Below are 17,532 nucleotides of genomic sequence, written 5' to 3'. Positions count from 1 at the left end.
GTAAAAAAGAGAAGATTTTTCGCCACTTAAGACGAAGAACCTTCTCTTTTTTTCCTTTTTAATTTTTAATAATTTCTGATTTTAAATGATGAATATATTTGTTGGCAAAAGTGGATAAATGTTTATTCTCTGATCGAACTAACCCTAAAGAAATATTAACGGTCGGATGATTCACCAAATCAATTGGGATGATATCACCATTGATGACAGGGGGATAGTTTTTCATTACGAAATCAGGAGCAAATGTAATCGCCAAATTTTCACTTATGGCTTGGAGAACTCCATCCATATTATTTGAAGTAAATAGGATTTTCATAGGCTTATATTTGTTAAAGAAATCCTGAACAAAATACTGCATTAATTCACCTTTATATGTAACAAGAGTTTGATCAAGTATATCATTAGGTGTTACGGTACCAAGAAAGGCTAGTGGAGAATGCTTAGAAACATATATTTTCTGCTTCCCTTCAATGAGTGCTTCATAAGCAATTCCTTCCATGTTTATATTCAAATCGCTTGAATACGTAACCAGTCCAATGTCGGTTTTATGCTGCCTGACATCTTCAATTACAGCAGATCCACTTTTATCGGCCACCTCCAAATTTACGTGCGGATAATCATGTCTAAACGCTGCTATCGCTTTTACCAGGAACGTCATCAATCCGGGTAATGACGATATTTTTAGTTCCCCCACTTCCGTGGAATTCAAAAAGTTAGCTGTTTCTTTTATTTCCTCAAGTTTTTTTTGTACTTCGTAGGCGAGTTTCAGAATGATTCTTCCATCATCGGTTGGGACAGCGCCGTGTCCCCGTGACCGCTTAAGAATTTTAATCCCCAGCTCCTTTTCCAAGTTGGTTATGGACTGGCTGATGTTGGATTGAGTCACATGTAGATTCTGTGCTGCTATAGACAGAGAACTGTATTTTGCGACTTCTACGATATATAGTAATTGTTCAATATTCATGCTGTTCCCCTTTTTCAAATATTAGTAAGACTTACTTACAAATTAAAATCTTTAATTTTATTTAATTATAATTTATTAGTATAATCAATATCAAGAAGATTTAAAAATCTTTGAATTTTCTACATACAGGAGGGGAACTAGAATGGCATCGAACCAATTGTTTAATTTAAATGGTAAGACAGCAATCGTTACCGGAGGCGGCAGCGGGTTAGGGCGTGTGATGGCACTGGCGTTGGCAGAAGCAGGAGCAAACGTTGTTGTATGTTCACGGCGTTTAGAGGTTTGCGAAGCAGTAGTAAAAGAAATCGAGGCGCTAGGAAGACAGGCACTTGCTCTATCATTGGATGTCACAGATCGGGAATCTGTCGTTCAAGGTGTGGAGAAAGCGGTTTCTCATTTTGGAGAAATCGAAATTTTAGTCAACAGCAGCGGAACCGTTTTTGAGTCTCCTGCTGCGGATATGCCTTTAGACCAATGGCAAGCTATGCTTGATACTAATGTGACAGGAACATTCTTGATGTGTCAGGCAGTTGGAAAACATATGATTAATAACGAATACGGTAAAATCATTAATATTTCTTCTAGTATCGGATTTAAAGGTGTTGACCCGGAAGCAGTAGATTCTGTCGGATATACAACTAGTAAGGGTGCAGTTATGACTTTAACGAAGGATCTAGCAGTTAAGTGGGGCCGCCATGGAGTGTATGTAAATTCAATTGCTCCTGGAGTTTTCACTACAGGAATGAATAACCCAGAAATACCGGGAACACTTGTACACAAAGCAGGCCCTTTCATTGCCTCACAAGTTCCAGTTAGAAGGTTAGGCAGTGACAATGATTTGGTAGGTGCACTCCTTTACTTTGCTTCAGCAGCATCTGATTATTGTACTGGACAAATATTGACTCTTGATGGTGGACTTGGGGCTAAGTAAATTTCAACCAAATAACTTGTCTGTGTAAATTAATCAAACTTAATTGCATGTTAAAAATAACTATTTTACTTAGTTGAAAATTAAAAATATACTGAGATTAATAAATTCGAAAAAGTTAATTAGCTGAACAATGTAAGCGCTAACAGCATGAGGATTTAAAAAACATATAAGTTGGAAGAGGGGATTTTTGTGAGTAATGTAAAAAGTGTACAAGAAGCAGTAGCATATCATGCAGGAAATGTTAATGTAGATGAATTGCCTTGGGTTCCTTATTTCGGAGATGCGAAATTTAAATTGCTTAAAGCGAACCCTGTGACAGGACAGAATATTACTTTATTATATGTACCTGCGAAAATGCAGCTTCCGGCCCATTTTCATCCTGGACAAGTCATTGTTTATACCGTACAAGGTTCTTGGAGATATCTCGAGGAGCCTTGGATCTCCAAACCTGGCGACATGGTTTTTGAACCTGCCGGCTCCACACATACACCTACAGCTGTAGGGGATGAAGACGTTATTACCTTCAATATTGTGGAAGGAACATTAGACTATTTGGGTGAGAATGGAGAAATTCTTGCACGAGATAATTGGGAATCATTCCTGAAAAAATACCTTGACTATTGTGAGGCTGAAGGAATTGAACCTGTTGATGTGACTGCGTTTTAATAAATAAATCTGTAATAAAAAGAGAAGCCCGGTGTCTAATTGACTAAGAGGCTTCTCTTTTATTATGTGTAACTTCTATTATTTACAGAAAATTAGAAAAATTTATAGTTTTCACTATCTGAATAGTAGTAATACTTACTTATACATTAAAAATATTAATTTTATTTAATTATTACTTATGAGTATAATTAATAACATAATAATATTTATAAATTTTAGAATATTACAAACGTGAGGGGGCTAAAAAATATATGCCAACAGAAACAGTTTTAATTACAGGCGCTACTAAAGGGATCGGTTTGGAATTCGCAAAAGTTTTCGCAGGCCATCGCTATAACTTGATATTAGTTGCCAGAGACGCAACGTTGTTGGAACAACAAGCGGAGAATTTAAAAAAGGATTATGGAGTGCATGTAAATACTTATGCCGGTGACTTAAGCAGCCATACAACAGTAGAGAGCTTGCATCGATACTTGAAAAGCGAAGGAATCAACATCGATATTTTGATTAATAATGCCGGGGCTGGTGGATTAGGGCTAATGACGGAATTAGATATTAAGAAGGAATTGGAATGTTTGCAGCTCAACATGATTTCGCTCACGTATTTAACCAGACTTATAGCGGATGAAATGGTAAAACGAAAGCAAGGTAAAATTTTAAACGTTGCTTCCACAGCGGCCTTTCAGCCGACTCCACTGATGTCGATGTATGGGGCAAGCAAATCGTACGTCTTAACCTTTTCAGAAGCAATTGCAGAAGAATTGAAGGGAACTGGAGTTCAAGTTTCTGTATTATGTCCCCCTTCTACCAAAACTGCGCTCACACAAGGATTGGCCGAAACAAGAACAAAAATTTTCATTAAGAACTTGATGGACCCGCAAACAGTTGCCAAGTGCGGCTTTGAAGGGTTAATGAAGAATAAAACGGTGATCATCCCTGGCTTTAAAAATAAACTCATGGCCAAATCAGTGGGACTGCTGCCAAGGAAATGGGTAACCATCTATACCCGAAAGCTTATTGAACAAAAAGTGTAAATAGCAATAGAATCCCATCCTTGAAAGGGTTGGAGTTTTTACAGAAAAAATGAGCAATCGCTCGGTCAATTATTTCATGGGCAAAATTGAATGCACAAAAATATATTTGATAGGGGACTAACAATGAACTTTTTATTATCCGATGAACATCAAATGATGCAAAAAATGGTGCGCGAGTTTGCTTTAAACGAAGTTGAGCCTACTGCTGCTCAGCGCGATGAAGAAGAATACTTTGATATTAAGATTTGGCACAAGATGGCCGAACTTGGATTATGTGGGATCCCTTGGCCGGAGGAGTATGGTGGGGCAGATACCGATTATTTAAGTTATGTGATCACGTTGGAAGAGCTTTCGCGAGTGGATGCTTCCATAGGCACCACTCTTGCTGCCCATACATCGTTAGCAGGATGGCCAGTTTACAAGTTTGGAACGGAGCAACAAAAGCAAAAATATTTGCGGGCTATGGCAGAAGGAAAAAGCATGGGGGCGTATTGCTTGACGGAACCTGGATCCGGATCCGATTCCGGAGGAATGAAAACATCGGCCGTGCGTGACGGGGATGACTGGATCTTAAACGGTTCGAAGATTTTTATTACCAACGGCGGCTATGCGGACATCTATATTGTCTTCGCTCAGACCAATCCGAATCTAAAGCAAAAGGGGATTACAGCATTTATCGTAGAAAAGGGCTTCCCGGGTTTCTCTGTGGGAAAAAAGGAGAAAAAGATGGGCATTCGCTCTTCCGCGACGACCGAAGTAATTTTTGAGGACTGCCGCATTCCAAAGGACAACCTCTTGGGACAAGTGGGTGAAGGGTTTAAAATTGCGATGATGACCCTCGACGGAGGCCGTAACGGAGTTGCTTCCCAAGCGGTGGGAATCGCTCAGGGAGCGTTTGATAAAGCGGTCGAATATGCGAAGAATCGCGTCCAGTTTGGCAAACCGATTAGTTCGCTTCAAGCCATTCAATTCAAGCTGGCTGATATGGCTACAAAGATCGAGGCTGCCCGTTTATTGACCTATCAAGCCGCATGGCGTGAGGATCAAGGTATTCCTTATGGACTTCAATCTGCGATGTCCAAACTGTTTGCCGGAGACACCGCGATGGAAGTAGCTGTCGAAGCAGTTCAAGTATTTGGCGGATATGGGTACACAAGGGAATATCCGGTAGAACGCTATATGAGAGATGCAAAGATCACCCAAATCTATGAAGGAACGCAAGAGATTCAGCGTCTTGTAATTGCTGGGAATCTGCTTAAAGAATAGCTAAATTCGAAATATGTAATAAAAATAGGAACGTAATCTATTAAAAAGAGGTGAATGACCATGTCGGATGTGAAAGATTTACTTGGGTATGAGTTAGAACCATACAGCATGGTTGTTGAAAAAGGAAAAATAAAAGAATTAGCCATTGCTATTGGTGATGATAACCCCGTTTACTACAGCTTGGAGGCAGCTAAGGAAGCTGGTTATGAAGGCATTCCTGTTCCGCTAACCTTTTTGCAGATCATAGATTACCATGGCGGATATGGCTTCCAAGAAAAAATGGAGGCATTGAATTTAAACCCAGTTAAAATATTGCATGGTGGGCAGGAGTATGAATATTTAGGTGATATTTATGCCGGGGATGAGCTTCAGGTTATGAGTAAAATTGTTTGGGCTGATACCAAAATCGGTTCCTTGGGCGGAATGGATTTTATTACAGAAGAAACACGATATACCAATCAAAAAGGCGAATTAGTGGCAATTGCTAAAATTACGTTAATTCACTGTCATTAAAAAATAGATGATTAGAGGGGCGAAACGAATCATGTATTTTGAAGACCTAGAGGTGGGAGATTCATTCCCAGTTCTGAAAAAAGATCCGATTACACGAGTCCAGCTCGTAAAATTTGCCGGAGCATCTGGAGATTTTAATCCTCTGCATACCGTAGAAGAGGTTGGAGAAGAAGCCGGGACAGGCATTATCGCTCACGGTATGTTAGTTATGGGGATGTTATCTCAAGGAGTTACATCCTGGATATTACGAAGAAACATTAAGAGAATACAAGTACGCTTTAGTAAAATGACGTATCCTGGAGAATCTATCGAAATAGTTGGCAGAGTGAAAGAGAAAAAGGTTGACAACTTAGTAGTAGGAGAAGTCCTGGCGAAAAATGGTGAAGGCGATGTAAAAGTTTCAGGGATTTTTGAAGCGACACTGCCATCAAGGAATTCATAGGGCAATTGTATTAAAATCGTTAAACCCAGAGTGCTTTAAAAATATTACATCAGAAGGGGATACGAAAAAATGAACATTTTGGTATTGATGAAACAAACATTCGATCCCGAAGAAAAAATTGCGTTAAAATATGGATCGGTTAAAGAAGAAGGGGTAAACTTCATCATCAATCCTTACGATGAATATGCGATTGAAGAAGCGCTTCATTTGCGGGATATCCATGGTGGTGAAGTAACGGCTATCACGGTAGGACCGGAACGTGCAGAGAATGGGCTCCGAACAGCGCTTGCGCTGGGTGCAGATAAAGGGATTATGGTTAATAGCGAAGATTTAAATCTTGATGAATACAGTACAGTCAAAATTCTTGAGGCCGTTATTAAAAATCGGGAGTTTGACATCATATTAGGCGGGAATGTGGGAGTTGATTATGGCAGTGGACAAATTGGTCCGCGCCTTGCAGAGGAACTTGATATTCCCCAAGTGACGACGATTACAAGGCTGGAGATTGATGGAAACGAGGCGGTAATCGAGCGTGACGTTGAAGGAGATAAAGAAGTTGTCATGGTATCTCTTCCAGTATTGGTTACAGCACAACAAGGATTAAATGAGTCTCGTTATCCTTCCTTGCCCGGCATCATGAAAGCGAAGAAAAAGCCAATTGAGCGGATTGAGATTGATGATTTACATATTGAAGACGTTCTGGAAGTAAAGACAATCACTACCGAGACATTTTTTGCGCCGAAAAAAGGTGCAGGACGTATCCTGAACGGAGAAATAAAAGCTCAAGTTTCTGAACTGGCTGAGCTACTTCGCAGTGCGGCAAGGGTAATCTAATCATCACCAAGGAGGACATACATGAGAAAAGTACTTGTAGTGACTGAAGCTAAAGCTGGGAACCTAAGAGGTGTTTCGCTTGAGTCGCTGACAGCTGCGCAGCGCATTGCAGAAGGCGGAGAAATTATAGCTGTGGCTTTCGGCAGCGATGCCATTCATTATGCAAGTGTTTTAGGGAATCATGGAGCAAATAAAGTATATATTATTTCCAACGATGAACTCGATGTGTATACAACAGATGCATATTCTCAATGCTTAAGCCAGGTAATTGATGTAGTCGAACCAGAAGCTATATTAATGCCACATACGGGAATCGGAAAAGATCTTGCACCGCGGATAGCATCGCGATTTGGACTAGGACTTGTATCTGACGTCATTGATGTTCAGGTGGAAGACCTTGATGTTATCTTCACCCGTCCTGTTTTTTCCGGAAAAGCCTTAGAGAAAAAGAAAGTAGTATCTGGCATCCCATTTGCAACTGTCCGTCCGAATAACATCCCGGTGGAAGAAATCGGCGGAACGATTGAGATTGTGCGCTTTTATGCTGAAATCAAAGACTTACGGACGGTTGTAAAAGAAGTAATACAAAAAACAACTGTCGGTGTAGATTTATTAGAAGCGAAAGTAGTCATTTCTGGTGGTAGAGGGGTTAAAACGTCAGAAGGTTTTAAGGTGCTTCAGAAACTGGCGGATGTCCTAGGGGGTGCGGTAGGTGCCTCTCGTGGTGCATGCGATGCCGAATACTGCGATTATTCACTGCAAATCGGACAAACAGGAAAGGTCATCACTCCTGATTTGTACATTGCCTGTGGAATTTCTGGTGCCATTCAGCATTTAGCTGGAATGTCTAACTCTAAAGTAATTGTTGCTATTAACAAAGATCCGGAAGCACCCATCTTTCAAATAGCGGACTATGGTATAGTGGGTGATTTGTTTGAGGTGGTTCCATTGCTGACGGAAGAATTCAAAAAAGCACTAGTAACCTCTTAAAAACTACCTGTGATTGAAAACAAGCTTAACTCTTTTTTATAAGTAAATTTCTTCTAAATAAAAATCTGCCATCAATGGAGTAATGAATAAGGTTCTGGTTGAAGAGAGACATTTCATCAAATATGGACACTCTCTATAAAATTACTGTTCGAAAGGAACTTGTATATGTTTAAAAAGGTTCTTATTGCTAATCGAGGAGAAATTGCTGTCCGTGTGATTAGGGCGTGTAAGGAAATGGGGATAGCTACGGTCGCTGTATATTCTGAAGCAGACCGTGAAGCACTGCATGTGCGACTGGCAGACGAAGCATATTGTATTGGACCCACGCCGTCTGCTAAGAGTTATTTGAATATTTCCAATATAATAAGTGTTGCTTTATCTACAAATGCGGATGCGATCCACCCGGGATATGGATTTTTAGCTGAAAACGCTAACTTTGCAGAAATCTGCTTGAATTATAATATTACATTTATTGGTCCTGAAGCAGAAGCCATAAATAAAATGGGAGATAAAGCGGTCGCGAGAGATACCATGAAAAGTATAGGTGTACCTACCGTTCCAGGAACAGATGGCCTAATTGAAGACCTCGAAGAAGCTCTAACTATTGCAAAGGAAATTGGATTCCCCGTCATCGTGAAGGCAACAGCTGGCGGCGGCGGCAAGGGAATGAGAGTAGCCGAGGATGAAGAGGATTTACGAAAAGCCATTCGTCAAGCCCAGAAAGAAGCTGAAACTGCATTTGGAAACGCTGGGGTGTATCTCGAGAAATACATTGAGGAACCGCGTCATGTTGAAATTCAAATAATTGGAGACATGTTGGGTAAAGTCGTTTATTTAGGTGAAAGAGACTGTTCCATCCAAAGACGCCATCAAAAACTTGTTGAAGAAGCCCCGTCACCAGCACTTGAGCAAAAGACTCGTGAACAGATGGGTTCTGCAGCAATCGCCGCTGCAAAAGCTGTTCATTATTATGGAGCGGGTACTGTTGAGTTCCTATTAGATAAAAACAACAATTTCTATTTCATGGAAATGAATACGCGAATTCAGGTAGAACATCCGGTGACAGAAATGATTACTGGGATTGACTTAATCAAGGAACAGATCTTAGTCGCAGCAGGGTACCCTCTGTCATTTGGACAGGAAGATATAAAAATCAATGGGTGGGCAATTGAATGCCGTATAAATGCAGAAAATCCGGCAAAGAATTTTATGCCTTCTCCAGGGAAAGTCGAAATGTATCTACCTCCAGGGGGGTATGGTGTACGTGTGGATAGCGCTGTCTATCCTGGTTATGAAATTTCTCCTTTTTATGATTCGATGGCCGCAAAAGTGATTGTTTGGGGAAAAGATCGTGAAGAAGCCATCGGGCGGATGAAAAGAGCGCTTGATGAATTTGTCATTATCGGAATCAAGACAACGATTCCGTTTCATCAAAAATTACTTGAACATGAATCCTTTATAAAAGGACAATTTAATACAAAATTTCTTGAAAACAATCCATTGAAGTTAGAAGTATAATTCATAGTTTATGATTACTAAGGAGAGAGAAAGATGTTCAAAATCCAAGAAATTAGAGAAATGATTAAATTAGTGGATGATTCTTCAATAGAAGTGTTCGAAATTGAAGAAGGTAATTCTAAAATATTAATTCGTAGAAGTATTGGGACAGCACCAGTAGTTCAAAAGGGGATAAACACTTCTGATACTCAGACTTGTTCTGTTAATGCTGAGACTACAGCCGTTTTACCATCATACACAAATAAGGAGATATCAACAGCACATGTTCAAGTAGCTGCAAAGACAGAGAACTTAGTGAAGGTAAATAATACACAAACAAATGATGAAAACAAACACCTTTCAAAAATTGTTTCTCCAATGGTAGGAACGTTTTACAGAGCTCCAGGAGTTGACGCGGCACCTTTTGTTAAAATTGGAGATAAAGTTGAGAAATCAACCATGGTCTGCATTTTAGAAGCCATGAAATTGTTTAATGAAATTGAAGCTGAAATGGACGGAGAGATTGTTGAAGTTCTCGTCGAGAATGGCCAGCTCGTAGAGTACGGTCAACCTCTTTTCTTAGTGAAACAGACATCCTAAATATATCTAGCAGAGAGGAGGTTGAGATAACCAATGAGCACAGTTTATGAGAAGATTTTTGATCTTTGGGACCGGAAAGGTAAGGTCGCTCTTGGCGGGGGAGACGAGCGAATTCATACCCAGCATAATCGCGGGAAGTTAACTGCAAGGGAACGAATTGATTTATTACTAGACGAAGATTCCTTTGTGGAATTAAATCCATTCATTCAGCACCGTTCAACCAACTTCGGTATGGATAGATTAGAAAGCCCAGGAGAAGGGGTCGTGACGGGTTACGGTAAAATTCAAGGTCGGCTTGTCTACGTATTTGCACAGGATTTTACCGTTTTTGGCGGAGCATTAGGAGAGATGCATGCGACAAAAATATGCAAAATCATGGATTTGGCAGCTAAAAATGGAGCACCCATTATTGGTTTAAATGATTCTGGCGGCGCTAGGATTCAAGAAGGTGTTGTTTCCTTAGACGGATACGGTCAAATATTTTATCGGAATGCCATCTATTCAGGGGTCATCCCACAAATATCTGTAATTATGGGCCCTTGTGCAGGTGGGGCAGTCTATTCTCCAGCGATCACTGATTTTGTGTTTATGGTCAACAAAACCAGTCAAATGTTTATTACAGGACCAAAGGTGATTGAAACCGTTACTGGAGAGAACATTTCTGCGGAAAATCTTGGCGGTGCAAAAGTTCATTCCTCCATAAGTGGATGTGCGCATTTTACTGGGGATTCTGAACACGAGGTCTTAGATGAGGTACGGAAATTAATTACCTTTCTCCCTCAAAATAATTCGGAAACTCCTCAGGCTCTTCCAATTTGTGAAGAGAGTGATTGGCGCGAAGATTTGCTTGACCTAGTACCTCTCAATGGAACAAAGGTATATGACATTCGTAAGGTATTAGAACAAGTTCTAGATCACGGTGATTTCATGGAAGTACAAAAAGACTATGCGAAAAATATCGTGGTTGGTTTTGGACGTATTGATGGAAATAGTGTGGGGGTCATTGCCAATCAGCCAAAAGTAATGGCTGGAGGACTGGATATTAATTCTTCGGATAAGACTGCCAGATTCATTCGATTCTGTGATTCATTTAACATTCCAATTATCACATTTGAAGACGTTACTGGGTTTTTCCCAGGCGTCAATCAAGAGCACGGCGGAATCATTCGTCACGGAGCAAAAATTCTCTATGCATATTCGGAAGCGACTGTGCCCAAAATAACGGTTATTCTAAGAAAAGCATTTGGCGGAGCCTATGTGGCAATGAATTCAAAAGCCATCGGTGCGGACATTGTCTATGCTTGGCCTAACTCGGAAATCGCCGTAATGGGTCCTGAAGGAGCAGCAAATATTATATTCGCGAAAGAAATTAACCAAAGCAGCAATCCCGCAGTAACTCGTTCTGAAAAAATTGAGGAATATCGAAACAAGTTTGCGAATCCTTATGTTGCCGCCTCTCATGGCATGGTTGATGACGTGATTGATCCTAGAGATACAAGGAAAGTTCTGAAACAATCTTTAGAGATGCTTAGAACAAAAAAAGAATCAAGACCGAAAAAAAAGCATGGAAATATTCCGTTGTAAGATTAGATTTTTAAAAATCTAGTAAAATCATTAAATTATATAGGTAATAGGAGGGGTAAAGATGTTACAAAACTTTAACACTTATGAAATTTGGAAGGATTATTACACCAAGTACAGCAAGCTTTTTGATGATAGAGTGACAAAGAAATTTCCAGCTGAGGAGATAGGACAGTTGTTGGAGATAAATCTTCAATTAAAAAATATGTTGAATGAAACTACCGAGCGTTATTATGAATTTGTCAATCTACCATCAATAAATGACCTTGCGCATATTTCCTCGCAAATTGTTAATATCGATGCGAAAGTGGATGATTTAGAAGAATTTATACAAGATTACAAGGATAATCAAAGTGATTCAGTGGAATCTCAACGAGAAATGGCAAGTTTAAAAAAGGAAATGAAAAGTCTTGATAATAAACTGAATCAAATCATTACTTTATTAAAATCTTAGAATGTAAGGTATATAGAAATTAGGTTCATATTAAATGAAAAGTGTTAATTTAATTTTACGTAAGGAGTGGATAGTAATGAAGGATCTAATGACAAAACAATACGAAAGTTTTATCGGGATGATGCCAGAGGAATATCAACAGATGAATAGACGTGTAAAAAGTGTAACTCAAGTGTTAATGAAGGATGCTGAGCCAGAGGTTGGCCCAACGCCGAAAGAAGTTATTTGGACTAGAAATAAAACCAAGCTTTATCGCTATATTTCAGAACAACCGAAAAAATATAAAACTCCACTTCTTTTGATTTTTGCACTGATTAATAAGCCCTATATCATGGACTTAACGAAGGGTAGCAGTTTAGTTGAATATCTAGTAAATCGAGGCTTTGACGTTTATCTACTTGATTGGGGTACACCAGGCATGGAAGATAAAAATATGAAATTAGATGATTATATTATGGATTACATCCCAAGAGCAGTGCAAAAAGTCTTGCGGAAATCGAATGCGGAGGAAGTGTCCATTCTTGGATACTGCATGGGTGGGACGATAACATCAATATTTGCAGCTCTGCACCCTGAGTTACCAATTCGTAACCTTATCTTTATGACAACCCCATTTGATTTTGAAGAAACAGGCGTATATGGTGCAATGCTGGATGAGCAACATTTTGATATTGATAAATTGGTTCAAACATACGGGAATATCCCACCTGAAATGATTGACATCGGAAACAAATTACTCAAACCGATGGCAAACTTTTATGGACCATATGTTAGTCTTTTTGATCGGGCTGATAATGAAAGTTTCGTAAAAAGCTTTAAACTTCTGCAAAAATGGTTAAATGATGGCATTCCATTTCCAGGGGAATCCTATCGTCAGTGGATTCGCGAATTCTATCAAAAAAACAAGCTTATCAAAGGCGAACTGGTTATTCGAGGCCGGAAGGTTAATCTTGAGGCAATCACTGCGAATGTGCTCAACTTATCAGGTGAAATTGACATCATTGCACAACCACATCAAGTAGAAGCATTGATGAATCGCATATCCAGTAAAGACAAACAGTATATAAAATTACCAGTAGGTCACACGTCCATTGCTTTTGGAAGTAAAGCTTCAAAAATAACATATCCAACGATTGGTAATTGGTTGGAAGAACGATCTTGTTATTAGTTTAAAAAGATTGAAGGAAGGGGTGAAATTATGTGGGTATGTAAAACACACATGAAAGAAGCACTGCCATTTTTAGAAGCTCCCCATCTCAGCAAAGCATCGTATCAAATTAAGTGTTCCCTTTGTGAAAATTTTGCGATTGCAAAAGTTTATTATAATTACCCAACTTACCATTTTTCAAAACAATCCAAGTATTCTTTGTCAAAAACTTCCCCGGAAAAATCAGGTTAAAATACAAATTTAAATTATTACAGAATTATAGACTAGAAGGGGAGTGGCTTGAAACTGTGACCATTAATAGTAAAATGACAGAATCTAAAATACATTTGTTTGAGGATTTTTCTACACCAACTTTTCAACAGTGGAGAGAAGTGGCAGAGAAAAACTTAAAAGGAGCTAAATTTGAAGAAAATCTAGTTACCGATACTTATGAAGGAATTCGTCTTCAACCCTTGTATCGTCATGAGGATATTGAAAAATATCCTTTTTTATCTACATTGCCAGGTGATTTCCCATATTTACGTGGAACAAATGAAATAGGCAAACAGCATGAACCTTGGCAAGTGTGTCAGGAATTAGCCTGCACGGATCCAGAAGAGTTTAATCAAGCTGTACGAAATGATTTAGAAAAAGGGCAAACGATGCTTCATTTGGTCTTAGACGAAGAGAGACGGATTGACCCCTTGGACCAGGAAAAGGTAAATAGGACAGGCGTTTCAATAGCCTCTCTCCAGGATTTTCACAAAGCATTCCAGAAGATAAATTTGGAAGAGATCCCAATCTATTTGGAACCTTGTATAAGCGGATATCCTTTTTTCGCTACATTTATGGCTTATATAATTGAACAAAATCAACGTCCCAATAGAGTTAGAGGCTGTATTGGTATTGATCCAATTGGACAACTCGTACAAAAGGGGGAGCTTCCATATCCTATTAATCAAGCATACAAAATGATGGCAGAGATGACTAGGTGGTCGATGAAACACTCTCCTGAATTGAAAACAATTGTTGTCCAAACCCATGCATACCATAATGCGGGGGGAAATGCTGTACAGGAATTGGCTTTTGCAATTGCCACAGGTTTGGAATATCTTCGCACTATGGAAAATCACCACATTTCTATTGATGATGCAGCAAATAGGATAGCTTTTTCTTTTTCGATAGGTTCAAATTTTTTCATGGAAATAGCAAAATTTAGAGCTGCTCGAATGTTGTGGGCTAGAATCGTGAAGGAATTAGGCGGTAATGATACTTCTCAAAAGATGTTCATTCACGCAAGGACTTCGGCATGGACAAAAACGGTTCACGATCCTTATGTAAACATACTCCGTGGAACAACAGAAGCGTTTGGTGGGATTATTGGTGGTGTTAATAGCCTGCATGTGTCACCATTTGATGAGGCATTTGGTCCGCCTAATGAGTTTTCACGTCGAATTGCAAGAAATACTCAACTAATTCTGGAAAATGAAGCTAATTTGTCAAAGGTTACCGACCCAGGTGGAGGATCATGGTACATCGAAACACTCACCTATACACTAGCTGAAAAGGCATGGGAGCTTTTTCAACAAATAGAAAAAATAGGTGGAATGTATAATTCGCTCATTGAGGGTTTTCCACAAGAGACAGTTACTGGAACAGCTGAAGAAAAAATGATTAATATCAAAAGCAGGAAAGAAAAGATTGTAGGTACAAATATCTATCCAAATTTGGATGAGAATCCATTGGGTTTTCACGAAAACATTGAACAGGTCGAAACTCCAGTCAAAAATGACGCACCCAAAAATGTTAACCATCTGAATTCTAACGTGGAGTTTGTTCTATTACAAGATTCATTAAAAAAATTTACAGGAAATCATTCTATGGAGAATGCTATAAAAGCGGCCAAAGCCGGTGTGAAAATTGATGAACTCTTACAAGCTATGTGTTTACCAACAAGTATGAACCCATCTATTCGTCATTTTGGTTTTCACAGAGCAGCAGAACCTTTTGAGACACTTCGTGAGCATGCAGAAAAATACAAGCTTAAGATTGGTCATCTCCCTGAGGTATTTGTAGCCAATTTTGGACCTGTTTCTAACTATAAACATCATGCAGATTTCGTAACTGAATTTTTAAAAGTAGGGGGATTTCATGTAAGCCTACATGCAGAGTATCAATCGATTTCCGAGGCTTTACATGCGTTCCAATCTTCCAAACCCAATATTGTGGTCATTTTGTGTAAGGATGAGAATTTTCCTGAGGTAGTTCCTTCTCTAGCAAAAAGTTTGAAACAATGTAATAGCGACGTAACCATTCTATTGGCTGGTTATCCTCCTGCAAATGATAGAGAACTATATACGAAAGCAGGAGTAGATGACTTTATTCATTCAAATATTAACTACTATGAAAAATTGATCACTCTTCAAATAAAGGGAGGAATTAGAGAATGTACAAAGTAGTGGATTTTACTAAAATGTCATTTCGTGACACTTTTACCTCCCCCATTCCTCGAAAAATAGAAGAAACGGCCGCAAGATGGAAAACATTAGAGAACATTGACGTGAAACCGTTATATACATCTTCTGACCTTACTAATATGGAACATTTGGAGTATATATCTGGAATCGCACCGTTTTTAAGAGGGCCATATCCAACAATGTATATTAACCAACCATGGACAGTAAGACAATATGCTGGTTTTTCAACTGCAGAGGAAAGCAATGCTTTTTACCGCCGGAATTTAGCTGCAGGACAAAAGGGCCTATCGATTGCATTTGATTTGGCAACACACCGTGGCTATGATTCTGATCATCCCCGTGTCGAGGGCGATGTAGGAAAAGCAGGTGTGGCTGTGGATTCGATATTGGATATGAAAATTTTGTTCGATGGGATCCCATTGGATAAAATGTCGGTATCCATGACAATGAATGGTGCTGTACTTCCGATTTTAGCTTTTTATATCGTGGCAGCTGAAGAACAAGGCGTTCATCAATCACAATTATCTGGTACCATCCAAAATGATATTTTAAAAGAATATATGGTTCGGAATACCTTTATTTACCCACCTGAAGCTTCAATGAGAATTATAGCAGACATCTTTTCCTACACCTCTCAACATATGCCGAAATTTAACAGCATTAGTATATCTGGATATCATATGCAAGAAGCTGGAGCGACTGCGGATATTGAGCTAGGGTACACTTTAGCCAATGGATTAGAGTATGTTCGAACCGGACTGAAAGCCGGGTTGGATATTGATTCATTTGCACCAAGGTTATCGTTCTTTTGGGGAATTGGAATGAATTATTTTATGGAAGTAGCGAAGATGCGGGCAGGACGCCTATTGTGGGCGAAACTGATGAAACAATTTCAACCTAAAAATGAAAAATCAATGGCACTGCGTGCTCACTCCCAAACATCAGGCTGGAGCTTAACCGAGCAGGATCCTTTTAATAACGTAACTCGAACCTGTATTGAAGCAATGGCAGCAACAATGGGACATACCCAGTCATTGCATACAAATGCTCTGGATGAAGCAATTGCATTACCAACAGATTTTTCTGCACGGATTGCCAGGAATACACAGCTTTATTTACAAGAAGAAACCGGTATTTGCAATGTGGTTGATCCTTGGGGCGGCTCTTATTACATGGAATATTTAACGCATGAATTAACAAATCAAGCATGGAAGCATATTCAAGAAGTAGAGTCCCTAGGTGGTATGGTTAAAGCAATTGAAACGGGCCTCCCGAAGATGAGAATTGAAGAGGCGGCTGCTCGTCGGCAAAGCCATATTGACTCTAAAACAGAAACCATTATCGGGGTCAATAAATATCGGTTAGAAAATGAAGACAATCTAGACATCCTTGAAGTTGATAATGCGGCTGTACGAGAAGCTCAAATTAAGCGGTTACAAGAGCTGCGTTCAAGTCGAGATGATATAAAGGTACAAGCCACGCTAAAGGCAATTACCCAAGCTGCTGAAACAGGAGAAGGTAATTTATTAGCCCTTGCAATTGAAGCAGCAAGGGCCAGAGCAAGTCTTGGTGAGATTTCCGATGCATATGAAAAAGTTGTTGGGCGTCACAAAGCAAATTCTCGCTCGGTCATTGGAGTATATAGCGCCGAATATGCTATTGTGCAAGAAATTGATGACGTACGACAACAAACTCAGAAATTTGAAGCGAGAGAAGGACGCCGTCCAAGAATCATGGTTGCCAAGATGGGACAGGATGGTCATGATCGCGGGGCCAGGGTAATAGCAACTGCATTTGCAGATTTAGGATTTGATGTGGATATTGGTCCTCTTTTTCAAACACCAGAAGAAGCTGCACTTCAGGCAGTTGAAAATGATGTTCATGTTATTGGGATAAGTTCTCAGGCTGGTGGTCATAAGACGCTATTGCCAAAACTAATGACTGAAATGAAGAAGCTCGACCGAGAGGACATCGTTGTTGTTGCCGGAGGTGTTATCCCGGTCAAGGATTATGAATTTTTAAAAGAAAACGGGGTAGCGGCTATTTTTGGTCCAGGAACAGTCATACCTGTTGCTGCTCAACAAGTATTAGAAGAAATCAATCGACGTTTAGATTGGAACGATTAAAGGGAAGTGC

Annotated in this window: 16 protein-coding genes; 15 read left to right on the top strand and 1 reads right to left on the bottom strand. The window is 39.5% G+C overall.

Translation table 11 applies throughout. The features are described 5' to 3' along the window. Positions 1 to 58: 58 nt before the first annotated feature. Entirely contained in the window at positions 59 to 964 is a 906-nt protein-coding gene (locus J7E66_RS21470) for a LysR family transcriptional regulator (RefSeq protein ID WP_215003559.1), read from the bottom strand. A gap of 142 nt (positions 965 to 1,106) precedes the next feature. Here J7E66_RS21470 and J7E66_RS21465 point away from each other — a divergent pair, with 142 nt between their 5' ends. From J7E66_RS21465 to scpA, 15 genes are all read left to right on the top strand, one after another. Continuing rightward, positions 1,107 to 1,895, top strand: a complete 789-nt coding sequence (locus tag J7E66_RS21465) for an SDR family NAD(P)-dependent oxidoreductase (RefSeq protein ID WP_215003557.1) — start codon at positions 1,107 to 1,109, stop codon at positions 1,893 to 1,895. Positions 1,896 to 2,084: 189 nt separating this feature from the next. Next, positions 2,085 to 2,561, top strand: a complete 477-nt coding sequence (locus J7E66_RS21460; RefSeq protein WP_215003555.1) for a 2,4'-dihydroxyacetophenone dioxygenase family protein — start codon at positions 2,085 to 2,087, stop codon at positions 2,559 to 2,561. Between the two features lie 251 nt (positions 2,562 to 2,812). Beyond that, positions 2,813 to 3,595 carry an SDR family NAD(P)-dependent oxidoreductase gene (locus tag J7E66_RS21455; protein ID WP_215003552.1) on the top strand — a complete coding sequence of 261 codons (783 nt, stop codon included), beginning with the start codon at positions 2,813 to 2,815 and terminating at the stop codon, positions 3,593 to 3,595. Positions 3,596 to 3,718: 123 nt separating this feature from the next. Continuing rightward, positions 3,719 to 4,861, top strand: coding sequence for an acyl-CoA dehydrogenase (locus J7E66_RS21450; RefSeq protein WP_215003550.1), 1,143 nt, complete (start codon positions 3,719 to 3,721; stop codon positions 4,859 to 4,861). Between the two features lie 60 nt (positions 4,862 to 4,921). Beyond that, positions 4,922 to 5,374 (top strand): MaoC family dehydratase N-terminal domain-containing protein, encoded by a 453-nt coding sequence (locus J7E66_RS21445; RefSeq protein ID WP_215003548.1) that lies wholly within the window; start codon positions 4,922 to 4,924, stop codon positions 5,372 to 5,374. Positions 5,375 to 5,405: 31 nt separating this feature from the next. Next, positions 5,406 to 5,816 (top strand): MaoC/PaaZ C-terminal domain-containing protein, encoded by a 411-nt coding sequence (locus J7E66_RS21440; RefSeq protein WP_251033055.1) that lies wholly within the window; start codon positions 5,406 to 5,408, stop codon positions 5,814 to 5,816. A 69-nt stretch (positions 5,817 to 5,885) separates the two neighbouring features. Then, positions 5,886 to 6,650, top strand: coding sequence for an electron transfer flavoprotein subunit beta/FixA family protein (locus J7E66_RS21435; protein WP_215003546.1), 765 nt, complete (start codon positions 5,886 to 5,888; stop codon positions 6,648 to 6,650). Between the two features lie 21 nt (positions 6,651 to 6,671). Beyond that, on the top strand, positions 6,672 to 7,640 hold the full coding sequence (locus J7E66_RS21430; protein ID WP_215003544.1) for an electron transfer flavoprotein subunit alpha/FixB family protein: 969 nt from the start codon (positions 6,672 to 6,674) through the stop codon (positions 7,638 to 7,640). A 165-nt stretch (positions 7,641 to 7,805) separates the two neighbouring features. Then, positions 7,806 to 9,158, top strand: a complete 1,353-nt coding sequence (accC, locus tag J7E66_RS21425; protein WP_215003542.1) for an acetyl-CoA carboxylase biotin carboxylase subunit — start codon at positions 7,806 to 7,808, stop codon at positions 9,156 to 9,158. 33 nt (positions 9,159 to 9,191) lie between these two features. Then, positions 9,192 to 9,737 (top strand): acetyl-CoA carboxylase biotin carboxyl carrier protein, encoded by a 546-nt coding sequence (gene accB / locus J7E66_RS21420; protein WP_215003540.1) that lies wholly within the window; start codon positions 9,192 to 9,194, stop codon positions 9,735 to 9,737. A 33-nt stretch (positions 9,738 to 9,770) separates the two neighbouring features. Continuing rightward, complete coding sequence (locus tag J7E66_RS21415) at positions 9,771 to 11,321, top strand: acyl-CoA carboxylase subunit beta (RefSeq protein ID WP_215003538.1); 1,551 nt, start codon at positions 9,771 to 9,773, stop codon at positions 11,319 to 11,321. Between the two features lie 61 nt (positions 11,322 to 11,382). Then, complete coding sequence (locus J7E66_RS21410; protein ID WP_215003536.1) at positions 11,383 to 11,772, top strand: hypothetical protein; 390 nt, start codon at positions 11,383 to 11,385, stop codon at positions 11,770 to 11,772. An 88-nt stretch (positions 11,773 to 11,860) separates the two neighbouring features. Further along, positions 11,861 to 12,940, top strand: a complete 1,080-nt coding sequence (phaC, locus tag J7E66_RS21405) for a class III poly(R)-hydroxyalkanoic acid synthase subunit PhaC (protein ID WP_374103875.1) — start codon at positions 11,861 to 11,863, stop codon at positions 12,938 to 12,940. Between the two features lie 287 nt (positions 12,941 to 13,227). Next, positions 13,228 to 15,378: a methylmalonyl-CoA mutase family protein gene (locus tag J7E66_RS21400; RefSeq protein ID WP_215003532.1), complete on the top strand. Its 2,151-nt coding sequence runs from the start codon at positions 13,228 to 13,230 to the stop codon at positions 15,376 to 15,378. Further along, positions 15,366 to 17,522 carry a methylmalonyl-CoA mutase gene (gene scpA, locus J7E66_RS21395; protein WP_215003529.1) on the top strand — a complete coding sequence of 719 codons (2,157 nt, stop codon included), beginning with the start codon at positions 15,366 to 15,368 and terminating at the stop codon, positions 17,520 to 17,522. The genes J7E66_RS21400 and scpA overlap by 13 nt, the downstream gene beginning before the upstream one ends. The last annotated feature ends 10 nt before the right edge of the window (positions 17,523 to 17,532 follow it).

This window comes from Bacillus sp. ISL-7 (assembly GCF_018613065.1).
This window is presented reverse-complemented; position numbering and strand designations above follow the sequence as displayed.

What these genes read in the sequence shown, in the direction of transcription:
- J7E66_RS21455 (WP_215003552.1), top strand. Translation starts at nt 2,813, where the DNA reads ATGCCAACAGAAACAGTTTTAATTACAGGCGCTACTAAAGGGATCGGT.
- J7E66_RS21435 (WP_215003546.1), top strand. Translation starts at nt 5,886, where the DNA reads ATGAACATTTTGGTATTGATGAAACAAACATTCGATCCCGAAGAAAAA.
- J7E66_RS21445 (WP_215003548.1), top strand. Translation starts at nt 4,922, where the DNA reads ATGTCGGATGTGAAAGATTTACTTGGGTATGAGTTAGAACCATACAGC.
- J7E66_RS21415 (WP_215003538.1), top strand. Translation starts at nt 9,771, where the DNA reads ATGAGCACAGTTTATGAGAAGATTTTTGATCTTTGGGACCGGAAAGGT.
- scpA (WP_215003529.1), top strand. Translation starts at nt 15,366, where the DNA reads ATGTACAAAGTAGTGGATTTTACTAAAATGTCATTTCGTGACACTTTT.
- J7E66_RS21440 (WP_251033055.1), top strand. Translation starts at nt 5,406, where the DNA reads ATGTATTTTGAAGACCTAGAGGTGGGAGATTCATTCCCAGTTCTGAAA.
- J7E66_RS21430 (WP_215003544.1), top strand. Translation starts at nt 6,672, where the DNA reads ATGAGAAAAGTACTTGTAGTGACTGAAGCTAAAGCTGGGAACCTAAGA.
- J7E66_RS21410 (WP_215003536.1), top strand. Translation starts at nt 11,383, where the DNA reads ATGTTACAAAACTTTAACACTTATGAAATTTGGAAGGATTATTACACC.
- accC (WP_215003542.1), top strand. Translation starts at nt 7,806, where the DNA reads ATGTTTAAAAAGGTTCTTATTGCTAATCGAGGAGAAATTGCTGTCCGT.
- J7E66_RS21450 (WP_215003550.1), top strand. Translation starts at nt 3,719, where the DNA reads ATGAACTTTTTATTATCCGATGAACATCAAATGATGCAAAAAATGGTG.
- J7E66_RS21470 (WP_215003559.1), bottom strand. Translation starts at nt 964, where the DNA reads ATGAATATTGAACAATTACTATATATCGTAGAAGTCGCAAAATACAGT.
- accB (WP_215003540.1), top strand. Translation starts at nt 9,192, where the DNA reads ATGTTCAAAATCCAAGAAATTAGAGAAATGATTAAATTAGTGGATGAT.
- phaC (WP_374103875.1), top strand. Translation starts at nt 11,861, where the DNA reads ATGACAAAACAATACGAAAGTTTTATCGGGATGATGCCAGAGGAATAT.
- J7E66_RS21465 (WP_215003557.1), top strand. Translation starts at nt 1,107, where the DNA reads ATGGCATCGAACCAATTGTTTAATTTAAATGGTAAGACAGCAATCGTT.